This is a genomic window from Bacillus sp. 5mfcol3.1 (genome assembly GCF_900114335.1).
Lineage (GTDB): Bacteria > Bacillota > Bacilli > Bacillales > Bacillaceae_G > Bacillus_A > Bacillus_A thuringiensis_S.
Window position 1 is genome coordinate 1530990 of sequence record NZ_FOST01000002.1, and the last position, 12069, is coordinate 1543058.

Sequence of the window (12069 nt, forward strand, 5' to 3'; positions counted from 1 at the left end):
TGTAACTCATCAACGTTTAAAAACTGGAGGGAATTGATCATGAAATTTTTTATTGATACTGCAAATCTTGAGGACATAAAAAAAGCATATAAACTTGGAGTTTTAGCTGGTGTTACAACGAATCCTTCTTTAGTAGCAAAAGAGGGCGTTAAGTTTGAAGACCGTATCGCAGAAATTTGTCAGGCAGTACCTAAAGTTGAGTCTGTTTCGGCAGAAGTAACTCCAGATGCTGTTACAGCTGAAGAAATGATTGCTCAAGCAGAAGAATTAATTAAAATTAACGGTGGTGATAAAAACGTCACGATAAAACTTCCAATGACGCTAGCAGGATTAGAAGCTTGTCGCTATCTTACTGAAAAAGGTGTGAAAACGAACGTTACACTTATTTTCACTGTGAACCAAGCACTTTTAGCTGCTCGAGCGGGTGCAACGTACGTTTCTCCATTTTTAGGACGCTTAGATGATATTTCTGAAGATGGTGTATTATTAGTTGCTAAAATTGCTGAATTATTCGATGTTCATCAATTAGATACACAAATTATTGCGGCTTCTGTCAGACATCCAGATCATGTAACTCGTGTAGCGATGGCAGGTGCTCATATTGCAACAATTCCTTATAAAGTAATTGAACAACTTGCTATGCACCCATTAACAGACCAAGGTATTGAGAAGTTTGCTGCGGATTGGGCGAAAGCTCCTAAATTATAATGCATGAAAGTGAAGGTGCTTTCCGAAAATTGCTTTTCATGAGAGGACAAATCCTAAGTAACTTCATCGTTTAAACTGGATCCTGAGTTTGTAGTCTTACTACGTGAAAACAGCAGAGAAGAAAGTGTCATTCACTTTTAAAAAAGGAAAAATTGATCGCGCGAAGCATTTATCACAATAACATTATAATTATTAAAGAGAAATCCCCTTATTAGAGAGATGAGTTATAGTGTATCTCTAATAAGGGAGATTCTTTTTATATAAATCATTATGATGTGAAGATGCTTTTAAGTGTATAGCAATATGTAAAGGTATCTTTTACTCAAGTAAGAACTATATAGGTTCTTTTAATTATATAGTAATTATGAAAGGGTTTACATAAAGGGGGATTGAGTATGAATATGTACCTTTTAATGATTACATTATTATCAATCGTAATTGTTATTTTAGGGGTGTCGTGGTGGAGATGGCATGCGTTTATTAGTTTAACGGTTGCAAGTTTGTTTTTAGCAATTATGTCTGGAATGCCAATGGATAAAATAGTGAGTGCTTATGAAATAGGAGTGGGAAGTGTTCTAGGGCATTTAGTAGGTATTTTAGTATTAGGTACAATTTTAGGGAAAATGATGGCAGAGTCAGGTGCTGGAATGCAAGTGGCAGAGTTCTTTATTAAATCCTTTGGGATAAAAAACTTACCATGGGCTATGTTAATTGCAGGTTTTATTATTGGAATCCCGGTGTTTTTTGAAGTAGGCATTTTAATATTACTGCCGTTAGTAATTTCAATTCATAAAACAACGAAACAAAATATTTTATTAATAGCATTACCAGCAATTGCTGGGCTATCTGTCGTGCACGGTCTTGTTCCTCCGCATCCAGGGGCCATAGTTGCAATTGGTATTTATAAAGCGAATCTTGGGAATGTACTAATGTATTCACTCATTATTACATTTTTTGCAGCGATTATTGCAGGTCCTATATTTGCGAAATGGATTCACAAACGTGTAATTCCTGAAAATGAGCCAGAATTGATTCGTGTAAATACAAAATCAACGAAATTACCAGGAATAGGAGTTTCATTTTTAGTTATATTGTTACCTGTTATGTTAATGGTTTTAGCTGCAGCAGCTCCTTATGTGCCTCTTTCTAATACTTTGATGAAGATTATCACATTAATCGGTAGTCCTATCATTGCACTATTGATTGCATGTTTTGCGGCGTTCTATTTTCTTGGATTTCGTCAAGGTATCGATAAAAAAGCTATTAAGAAGATAACAGAAGATAGCTTATTACCAATCGGTTCAATTGTTGCGATTATTGGTGCCGGCGGGGGTTTTAAGCAAATTCTTATCGATAGTGGGGTAGGGAATGCTATTGCTCAAATGTCTGAACATTTAGCTCTATCTCCAATTGTATTAGCATTTATAGTAGCTGGTTTAATTCGAATTGCGACAGGGTCAGCGACAGTCGCCTTAACAACAGCAGCGGGTATCGTTTCGCCAATCGTTGAAAATACAACAGGTGTGAACTTAGAGTTACTCGTTATTGCAACAGGTGCAGGAGCATTAATGTTTTCACACGTAAACGATGCTGGTTTTTGGATGGTAAAAGAATACCTAGGGTTAACAGTGAAAGAAACATTTAAAACATGGACGGTATTAGAAACGTTACTTTCATTTATCGCTTTTGGAGGAGTTTTACTACTCGATATGTTTGTTTAAAATAAGGATATTTTTATATGAATGTAGAGAGATAACTTTAGCACATAACGTTATGAATAGATAAAATAAATGTATTTTTATGGTTCTTATATTATTAGGATACTATAGGGATTTTTTGTTAGGAGGAAGAAATGGTGAGCTCAAAATATATGATTGGTGTAGACATTGGGACAACTAGTACAAAATCAGTTCTATTTTCTACTGATGGATCTGTTATTGCTAGTCATGGAATTGAATATCCTTTATATTCTCCTACGCCTGAAACAGCGGAACAAGACCCAGAAGAAATTTTTCGTGCAGTAATAAATACGATTAAAGAAACTATACGATCAAGTAGTGTACAGCCAAGTGATATTCTTTGTGTCTCTTTTAGTTCGGCAATGCATAGTCTCATTGCTGTAGATGAAAAGGGGAATCCATTAACGGGATGTATTACTTGGGCAGATAATAGAAGTGCAAGCTGGGCGGAGAAAATAAAGAATGATATGAATGGTCATGAAATTTACCTTCGTACTGGCACACCAATTCATCCTATGTCACCGCTTTCGAAATTAGTTTGGCTACAGAATGAGAAGGCAGAGTTATTCGCAAAAAGTTATAAATTCATTTCTATTAAAGAATATGTTTTTTACAAGTTATATAAAGAGTATGTAATTGATTATTCTATAGCGTCAGCGACAGGGATGTTTAATTTGAAATCTTTAAAATGGGATGAAGAGGCTTTACATGTTGCGGGAATTACAGATGAAAAGCTTTCTAAACTTGTTCCAACAACGCACAGTTTAACAGGATTAGATGAAGAGCTTGCCAAAGAGATGAATGTACTTGTTTCTACGCCTTTTGTAGTAGGAGCGAGTGATGGAGTACTATCTAATTTAGGTGTAAATGCAATAGATCCTGGCGTTGTGGCTGTTACCATTGGTACAAGCGGTGCGATACGTGCTGTAACAGATCGTCCTGTAACAGATCCGAAAGGTAGAATTTTTTGTTATGCGTTAACTGAAGACCATTGGGTAATCGGTGGACCAGTAAATAACGGCGGTATGATTTTCAGATGGGCTCGTGACCAATTAGGCACTTCAGAGATTGAACTTGCGAAGCGTTTAGGGAAAGATCCATATGAAGTACTTACTGAAATAGCGGCAAAAGTGAATCCTGGATCTGACGGTTTATTATTTCACCCGTATTTAGCAGGGGAAAGAGCTCCTTTATGGAATGCAAATGCACGAGGATCTTTCTTTGGACTCGGATTGCATCATAAGAAAGAACATCTTATCCGTGCTGTTTTAGAAGGAGTAATTTATAACTTGTATACCGTTCTTCTCGCTTTAAAAGAGTTAATTGGCGAACCGAAAAAAATTCAAGCGACAGGCGGCTTTGCAAGGTCGGAACTTTGGAGACAGATGATGGCGGATATCTTCCATCAAGACGTATATGTTCCGGAAAGTTTTGAAAGCTCTTGCTTAGGAGCTGCAATCCTCGGTTTATATAGTTTAGGTGAAATAGATACATTATCCGTAGTTTCTGAAATGGTAGGTGCAGATTTTCATCATGAGCCAAACATGGAAAGTGTGGAAAAATATAAAGATTTAACGCCAATCTATATTCGTCTGTCCCGTCAATTGGAAGAAGAATATGAAAGTATAGCAGCGTATCAAAAAAAGTGGGTTTAAAAGCTATTTACCAAGAAAATATGGTAACGTATAAAGAAGTACTCCGATTTTTTTGGATACTCTTTCAACATAAAATATTTTAAGAAGCATGATGAACGTAAAATATAGGGAGAGAGGGTTATGAAAATGAAGGATAACAAAGAGTTTATTGGATATGTTGGAACTTACACGAAAGAAAATAGCGAAGGAATATATAAGTTTACTTTAGACACAGAAGCAAAAAAAATTAGTAATGTAACACTTGCCGCTAAGCTGGATAACCCTACATATGTAACGATTAACCAAAATAATGAATATCTCTATTCTGTTGTTAAGGAAGGCGAATCTGGCGGTGTAGCTGCGTATTCCATTGATAGTCATACTGGAGAACTAAAAGCGAGAAATAGACAAGTAGTAGAAGGTGCTTCTCCTTGTCATATTAGTGTTGATAGTGGAAATCATACAGTAGTTACAGCGAATTACCATAAAGGAACGATTGAGTCTTTTGAAATAAATGAAGAAGATGGAACTGTAAATCCTGCTTCATCTATTATGGCGCATGAAGGTTCAGGTCCGAATAAAGAAAGACAAGAAAAACCACATGCACATTACGCGGGGTACACTCCTGATGAAAAATATGTAGTGGGCGTTGATTTAGGGATAGATAAAATAATTACGTATGAAGTAAAAGATAGTACATTAATAGAAGTGAATCGTTTATCTGTAAATCCAGGAAGTGGTCCAAGACATATTACTTTTCATCCGAATGGAAAGTATGCGTATGTGATGACGGAGCTTAGTTCAGAGGTTATTGTGTTAACATATAATCCTGCAGAAGGATCCTTTACAGAATTACAGTATATTTCTACTGTTCCAGAACAATTTGATGAAAATAATCAAGGAAGTGCGATTCATATTTCTTCTGACGGCCGTTTTGTATATGCAGGTAATCGTGGTCATAATAGTATCGCTGTTTATAGCGTAGATCAAAATTCAGGTCAGCTTACATTTGTTGAACACACATCTACAGAAGGAAATTGGCCAAGAGACTTTGTATTAGATCCTACTGAAAAGTTCCTTGTTGCTACAAATGAAAAGTCACATAATCTTGTGTTATTTTCAAGAGATGAATCTACAGGTAAGTTAACACTTTTACAATCTGATGTTGTTGTGCCAGAGCCTGTTTGTGTGAAGTTTTTAAATATATAATTTTAGATGCCTAAACAAAAGCAAAGCGATATCGCTTTGCTTTTTATTATTTCTTTTTCGGTCTACGTACTAATTCGCCGCCGCAGTTTGGACAAACGTTATGTCTTTCTTCTGTACATGGTGCGCAAAATGTACATTCATATACACAAATGTATGCTTCAGAATCTTGTTCGAGCGATTGATCGCAAATTTGACAGTTTGTTTTCATTTCTAGTGCCATAATAAGTCTCCTTTTTAGTTAGAAAATTTATAATTTAATTATAATTCATTAAATAGAAATAGTCCTTTTCAATTGAAAGGAAATCGAATGATAAAGTTATGAATTGAAACGAAAGATGCTGGTTTATTTTAAAATTGATTATTTATTACAGTTGGAATATTATGAAATAGTCAAAAGACAACAGGGGGTATAGATTTTGACTAATCATAACGATCATTTAAAAGCAAACTGCGAAAAATGCTTCGGTCTATGTTGCGTTGCATTACCGTTCGCAGCATCGGTAGATTTTGCAGTGAATAAAGATGGTGGTAAACCATGTTCCAACTTACAATCAGATTTTAAATGTAGTATACATAAAAATCTTAGAGGAAAAGGTTATAAAGGTTGTACAGTATTTGAGTGTTTCGGTGCTGGACAGAAGATTTCTCAGGGTACGTTTAAAGGGATTGATTGGCGGAAAGATGCAAAGCATGCAAGAAAAATGTACGATGCTTTTCCAGTTATGCATCAACTTCATGAAATGCTTTGGTATTTGAATGAGGCGATTCTTTTAAAGGCAACACAGCCAATTCATAAAGAGCTGGAGAACGCAATTGAGGAGACAGAGCGACTTTCGAATTTAAATCCAGATGAGTTAATGAAAATAAATGTTCCAATGCATAGGGCAGAGGTGAACATTCTTCTTTTAGAAACGAGCGAATTAGTATGGAAGGAAATGAATACTGCGCGTAAGAAACGAATCATTCACCGCGGAGCAGACCTTATGGGAGCGAATCTGAAAAAGAAAAATTTACAAGGTGCAAATTTAAGAGGAGCTTACTTAATTGCGGCTAACTTAAATGGTGCAGATTTAAGAGGGGCAGATCTCATCGGAGCAGATTTGCGAGATGCAGATATTCGCGGGGCTGATTTTACTAATAGTATTTTTCTGACGCAAGTTCAAGTTAATGCTGCTAGAGGGGACAAACATACGAAATTACCGAAATTATTGTCTCGTCCATCGCATTGGAGTGCGTAAAGAGTGAGGAGTATTTAGTGTGGAGATATTTCAGTATTTAGAAGAGATGCAAGAGGATGTCTTTTCGTTAGCAGTAGAGCAAATAGAAGCGAAGTATTATGATATATACCGATTTGTATTGGTTTTCACGACCAAGATCCAATAATGCGAACAGGCAGAGACTAAGAATCTCTGCCTGCTTTTTATTTCTTTTCAAAAGTAGTAATTAAAACGCTACATATAATAAGAATACCACCAATAAAAAAGTTACTATTTAATGTTTCATTTAAGAGCAACCAACCAAGTAACGATCCAACGATAGGTTGGAAGAAGAAAAATAAGGAGCCGATGCTTGCATCCAGTAATTCTAATCCTTTATTCCAAAGGAAAAAGGCACCTGCTGTTGAGACGATTCCTAAGTATAATATGCCTAATATTACGTACGTATTTACTGTTCCGATAGAGGCCGCTTGTAGCTCCCATATCATAAAAGGTGTAATAAAAAAGAGTGAAAAGAAAATTGCGTACGTTGTAATAACTAAGGATGAAAATTGGATTGAAGCGATTTTTACATAAATAGATAGTAAAGCCCACGTAATAGCGGCTCCAACTAAAATGATTGTTCCGATAAAATAGGAGCCGATTTCAATATCCCATCCGATTACGATAATGACACCGATTGTCGCTATTATAGTAGATAAAAGTCTACGAGCAGTTAGTTTTTCTTTCAAAATGAGCGCTGCAAATATAACCATAAATGCAGGTGTAGCTGATGTAACTAACGAGCCTGTATGAGCGTCGGATAATTTTGTTCCGATAAATTGGCATGTGATCGAAATGAAATAGCCGATAAATCCAATCCAAGCAAATAGGAGCCAATCTTTTTTGCGAATGGTTACTTTTTTCTTTTGCTTTTTCTCAGCTAGTTTCAAAATGCCATATAAAACAACAAAAGCGATAATAAAGCGTAGCCAAACGAGTGTTAGTGGTGGGATAAAATCGAGTACGTATTTGCTAACAACATACATACCGCCCCATATACTTGCTGCTAGTGATAAGTATATAGCTCCTAAAATTGTTTGTTTCATTTGAAATACCTCCGTCTATTTTTAGGGTAATATGAGCTCCCTAAGACGAGGCATAGTGTATGTGCTAAATGAATGCCCGTCTTAGTTTATAGACGGCCTACAGGTTGATCGTTTTCGAATGAAGTGTTGTAGTACATGAGTGCATTCCTCCTTCATAATTTTATAATGATATTATAACTTAATTTTCAGTTTATTGGAGGTTCTTATGAAATATATCGTTATAAAATCACATGTTAGCAATTATCCTAATCCAATTCGCTTAGAAGAGAGGGGTGTAGTGAAAATGATAGAGAGTTACGTTGGTCCAGAAGACTGGGAAAACTGGATGTTTTATCACGAAGAGAAGTATAACTGGAAAGGATGGGTTTGGTGAGAAGGAACAGATGATGAGAAGGGCTGGACACCAAAGGAAAACTTACAAAAATATTAGTAATACTATTTGTTTAATAATTAGGACACATATTTTTTGTTTGTGAGTATATTGGTTGTAGAGTAAAAAGTAGATTAATAGAGAAAGAGGAGGAGATTGTAATAACTAGAACCGTTATTTCTCATTTTTATAACGAAGAGTATTTACTACCATGGTGGCTTATGCATCACACGAAACTGTTTGATCATGGTATTTTAATTAATAAAGGTTCAACAGATCGTTCCGTTGAGATTTGTAAAAAATTCGCACCGCATTGGGAAGTGCGAGATTCTGTAAATCCAAAGTTTGATGCATATGCGACAGATCATGAAGTGATGAGGATAGAACAAGAAGTACAAGGATGGAAAATGGTTTTAAATACGACTGAGTTTCTTTGCATGCAAGATAAAAATCAGTTTTGGAAATCACTAAATGAATTGGGAGGGAGGATGTATTGGCTGGACGGGCTTATTATGGTTGATGATCCTAACTACAACTATCCGTACCTTAACTTTGGAATACCTTTAATGAAACAGCGATTTCATGGTTATTTACCAGAAGATTGGCCGTCATGGAGAAGAGGTAGATTTATTCATAATCATGAACATGGAAGTTATACGGTTGGAAGACATCTATCCGCGCATGAATCTATGATTTATCCGCCCCTTGCTTGTATATTATGGTTTGGATTTAGTCCGTGGAACGATGTGATGAGAAAGAGAAAGTTACAAATTGGTCCGACTCTTTCTGAAGCTAGTAAGCATGGGGGAATGGGGACGCACCATATTATTACGCCGGAAAGATTAGAAGAATGGTATAAGGAATTAGCGAGAGGAACAAAGGATTTACGTTTTAGTGATGCATATCGTTATGTTTTTGTATAAATGATTTCCACCATAAAATTGTTTCTTCTATTCCTGTATTTAAATCGTATGTTGGTTTCCAGTTTACTTCAGTTTTTAAACGTTCTACACTAACGCCGACAAATAAAGGTTCATCCTTAGAGAAAGGAATCGCGTCTAGTTTAATTAAATGTTCTTTTCCTATTTTTTTAGCGATGATAGAAGCTAGTTCTTTAATTTGTACAGATTGACCTGAAGCGATATTGATGGTGCCTGTAACGCCATGTTCTAATATTGTTACGAGAGCGTCAGCGACGTCACTCACATGGAGGAAATCTCTCGATTGTTTTCCATGTGTACATAGTGCTTCCTCATTTTTTAATAAGGAAGTGATAATGTTAGAAACGAGCCGATTACCTTGTTCGTAAGGTCCATACATATGAAAAATGCGGCTCCAACACATGCTGAGGCCTGTTTGTTGTGCATACGTTTCTAACCAGGAGTGCAGTGTGTTTTTACATAATGAATACGGGGTTTTATAAGAAAGAAGCGGCGAATCTTCAAATAATACGCCGTTAAACCATTCATATTCTGCGCCAGTACCTGCAACGACAACACGCTTTCCGCCGTATGTTGTGAAGTATTGAATCAATGAAATACTAGACTTTAGCCAATAGTAATTATTAATAGATACATAGCATGCTGGTGGCACTGCTTCCCAAGCAAGGTGAATGAGATGGCTAGGCTGAACGTCGGAAATGAATTGTTTTACTACGTCATCGCGAAGCAAGTTTACTTTATGCCAATGGCAAGGGAGGTGAGAGGATTTATTTTTATTATACGTGGCGTGCACTTCATATCCCTTTTGTATAAGTGAATGTACAACATATTTACCTATCCAGCCACTACCACCTGTTACAACAACTTTCTTCATGGCTCGATCACCTCAATTTCTGGAACCGTCACTAAAAATTTACCGCCCCATTCACGAATGAAAGAGCATTCTTTCATAATTTCGTCTTTCAAATTCCAAGGAAGTATAAGAATGTAATCTGGTTTTGTACGTTTAATTTCTGCTGGAGATTTTATTGGAATACGAGTTCCTGGTAAAAGGAGATTTTGTTTGTGAGGATTTTTATCTACTGTATAAGCTAGAAATTCTTTACCTATCCCGCAATAATTCAAAAGGGTGTTTCCTTTAGCTGGAGCACCGTAACCGATAATTTGTTTGTTTAAAGCTTTCGCTTCAATAAAAAACTTTAAAATATTTATTTTCAATTGTTCGATGCGTTTAGAAAAAAGGAGATAGCAATCTAAAGTATCTAACCCGTGGTCGACTTCTTTTTGAATTAATTTTGTAACATTGGAATGGATAGTTGATTGGGCACTTAGATGGTTTACAAAAATCCGTAAGGAACCACCATGCGTTGAAAGTTCTTCTACATCAACAATTTGTAAATGATGATAACTTAAAACTTTTTGAAGGCTTATAAGTGAGAAGTAGGAAAAGTGCTCATGGTAGATAGTATCGAACTGTTTAAAGGATATGAGGTTTAATAAGTGTGGGAATTCAATTGTTATCGTGCCATCTTGTTTTAATAACGTTTTTAAACCGGCAACAAAATCATGCAAGTTTGGAACGTGTGCTAATACGTTATTTGCGACGATTAAATCAGCTTGTGGCAATTTTTTTGCTAAGTCATTACTGAAAAAATTCACATGAGTAGGAATTCCTTTTTTGATAGCAATTTCTGCTACGTTTTTCGCGGGTTCAATTCCCAATGTCTCGATATTTTCTTTTTTAAAGTATTGTAATAAGTACCCATCGTTACTTGCGATTTCAATCACTTTTGAATGTTTCGTTAAGTTGAAACGCTTAATCGCTATTTCTACATATTGTTTAGCGTGTAGTAGCCAACTTGAGGAGTAAGAGCTGAAGTATAAATAGTTATGAAAAATATTTTGTGGAGATTCAAATTCATCTAGTTGTACGAGTAAACAAGAGTTACAAACAAATGTGTGCAGCGGATAAAAAGGTTCCATTTTATATGAGCTTTCAGGAGCTACAAATGAATTAGCAAGAGGGGAAACGCCCAAATCTAAAAAAGTGTTGGTTAGTAATGAGTGGCAAAAACGGCATTTTTTCTGTTCCATTTTATAGCCCCCTTATAAATTTTTGAATGCATCGATTTGTTGTCGTGTGAAAGATTCTATATTTTCACCGGATGCATATTTTTTATACCAATCAACAGTCCAAACGATAGAATCATCTGTTGATAACTTAGGAGTCCAGCCGAGTTTGTTTACTGCTTTTGTACTGTTGAGTGTTAAAATTGGTGATTCATAAGGAGTTTTCGTAGAGGGAGAATGGATTGTGAGTCGTTTATTCCATAATTTCATTACGGATTGAATGACATCATTTACGGTTCTGCTAGATTCATTAATCGGTCCGAAATTCCATGCTTCTGCATATTTAGCATCACTCCAAAGTTTTTCAGCTAAAAGGATATAGCCATGTAGAGGATCTAAAACATGTTGCCACGGACGGATGGCATATTTGTTTCGAATACACAAAGTATGATTGTGCAAATATGCCCGAATGATATCAGGGAATAATCGATCTTCTGCCCAATCACCACCGCCGATGACGTTACCAGCTCTGACTGAGGCGAGTTTCTGGGTATTAGTGCGGAAGAATGATTTTTGATAGGATGTTGCCACTATTTCAGCGCAAGCTTTACTAGCGCTATAAGGGTCGAAACCTCCTAGTCGGTCATTTTCCACGAACGCTCGGTCGCCACTACCGTCATTCTCATAACATTTATCGCTTGTCACATTAATAATGGCACGTACGCTTTCGATGGACTTTGCTGCTTTTAGCACGTGAACAGTACCTAAAACATTCGTTTTGAATGTATCGATAGGGTTTTTGTATGAAGCGGTTACGATTGGCTGAGCTGCTAAATGAAATATTATGTCAGGTTTATGCTGCTTCATGGCATGAAATAAAGAATGGTAATCTGTAATATCGCCTTTCATTGTCGTGCACTCTTTTGCTACGTTACCTTGTTCAAAAATGTTAGGAATGGATGGGGGATGAGAAGAAAAGCCTACTACTTCTGCACCTAAAGAACTTAAGAAAAGGGTGAGCCAGGAGCCTTTAAATCCAGTATGTCCCGTAATAAATACTTTTTTCTTATTCCAAAAATATGATGAAGCCATA

Annotated in this window: 13 protein-coding genes; 8 read left to right on the top strand and 5 right to left on the bottom strand. The window is 36.2% G+C overall.

Going from position 1 to position 12069, the window contains the following annotated elements; all coding sequences use genetic code 11:
• Nucleotides 1-39 precede the first annotated feature (39 nt).
• The 4 genes from fsa to BM089_RS17335 all read left to right on the top strand — a co-directional run bounded on the left by fsa (nt 40) and on the right by BM089_RS17335 (nt 5290).
• Nucleotides 40-708: a fructose-6-phosphate aldolase gene (fsa, locus tag BM089_RS17320; protein ID WP_000667692.1), complete on the top strand. Its 669-nt coding sequence runs from the start codon at nt 40-42 to the stop codon at nt 706-708.
• A gap of 395 nt (nt 709-1103) precedes the next feature.
• Nucleotides 1104-2429, top strand: a complete 1326-nt coding sequence (gene gntP / locus BM089_RS17325) for a gluconate permease GntP (RefSeq protein WP_090977528.1) — start codon at nt 1104-1106, stop codon at nt 2427-2429.
• Between the two features lie 131 nt (nt 2430-2560).
• Nucleotides 2561-4102 (top strand): gluconokinase, encoded by a 1542-nt coding sequence (gene gntK, locus BM089_RS17330; RefSeq protein ID WP_000254948.1) that lies wholly within the window; start codon nt 2561-2563, stop codon nt 4100-4102.
• Nucleotides 4103-4222: 120 nt separating this feature from the next.
• A complete protein-coding gene (locus BM089_RS17335) occupies nt 4223-5290 on the top strand; it encodes a lactonase family protein (RefSeq protein WP_000782225.1) in 1068 nt (355 codons plus the stop codon).
• Between the two features lie 46 nt (nt 5291-5336).
• Here the strand turns inward: BM089_RS17335 and BM089_RS17340 are convergent, their stop codons facing one another.
• Nucleotides 5337-5510, bottom strand: a complete 174-nt coding sequence (locus BM089_RS17340; RefSeq protein ID WP_001162788.1) for a DUF1272 domain-containing protein — start codon at nt 5508-5510, stop codon at nt 5337-5339.
• 196 nt (nt 5511-5706) lie between these two features.
• Between BM089_RS17340 and BM089_RS17345 the strand changes: the two genes are divergently transcribed.
• Together BM089_RS17345 and BM089_RS31780 are read left to right on the top strand one after the other, a co-directional pair.
• Nucleotides 5707-6528, top strand: coding sequence for a pentapeptide repeat-containing protein (locus BM089_RS17345; RefSeq protein WP_000181428.1), 822 nt, complete (start codon nt 5707-5709; stop codon nt 6526-6528).
• A 19-nt stretch (nt 6529-6547) separates the two neighbouring features.
• A complete protein-coding gene (locus tag BM089_RS31780; protein WP_254904540.1) occupies nt 6548-6673 on the top strand; it encodes a hypothetical protein in 126 nt (41 codons plus the stop codon).
• A gap of 37 nt (nt 6674-6710) precedes the next feature.
• Here BM089_RS31780 and BM089_RS17350 read toward each other — a convergent pair whose 3' ends face one another.
• Complete coding sequence (locus tag BM089_RS17350; protein ID WP_000814761.1) at nt 6711-7595, bottom strand: DMT family transporter; 885 nt, start codon at nt 7593-7595, stop codon at nt 6711-6713.
• A 205-nt stretch (nt 7596-7800) separates the two neighbouring features.
• Here BM089_RS17350 and BM089_RS31125 point away from each other — a divergent pair, with 205 nt between their 5' ends.
• Nucleotides 7801-7968 carry an SH3 domain-containing protein gene (locus tag BM089_RS31125; RefSeq protein WP_000875292.1) on the top strand — a complete coding sequence of 56 codons (168 nt, stop codon included), beginning with the start codon at nt 7801-7803 and terminating at the stop codon, nt 7966-7968.
• Nucleotides 7969-8075: 107 nt separating this feature from the next.
• Nucleotides 8076-8888: a glycosyltransferase family 2 protein gene (locus tag BM089_RS17355; protein ID WP_090977530.1), complete on the top strand. Its 813-nt coding sequence runs from the start codon at nt 8076-8078 to the stop codon at nt 8886-8888.
• Here BM089_RS17355 and BM089_RS17360 read toward each other — a convergent pair.
• From BM089_RS17360 to rfbG, 3 genes are read right to left on the bottom strand one after another with little or no spacing between them, the layout of a single operon-like run.
• Nucleotides 8857-9780 carry an NAD-dependent epimerase/dehydratase family protein gene (locus BM089_RS17360; RefSeq protein ID WP_000758373.1) on the bottom strand — a complete coding sequence of 308 codons (924 nt, stop codon included), beginning with the start codon at nt 9778-9780 and terminating at the stop codon, nt 8857-8859. The two genes, BM089_RS17355 and BM089_RS17360, sit on opposite strands and share 32 nt — an antisense overlap.
• Nucleotides 9777-11000, bottom strand: a complete 1224-nt coding sequence (locus tag BM089_RS17365; RefSeq protein WP_090977532.1) for a class I SAM-dependent methyltransferase — start codon at nt 10998-11000, stop codon at nt 9777-9779. The genes BM089_RS17360 and BM089_RS17365 overlap by 4 nt, the downstream gene beginning before the upstream one ends.
• 12 nt (nt 11001-11012) lie before the next feature.
• Nucleotides 11013-12068, bottom strand: a complete 1056-nt coding sequence (gene rfbG, locus BM089_RS17370) for a CDP-glucose 4,6-dehydratase (protein ID WP_090977534.1) — start codon at nt 12066-12068, stop codon at nt 11013-11015.
• Nucleotide 12069 lies beyond the last annotated feature (1 nt).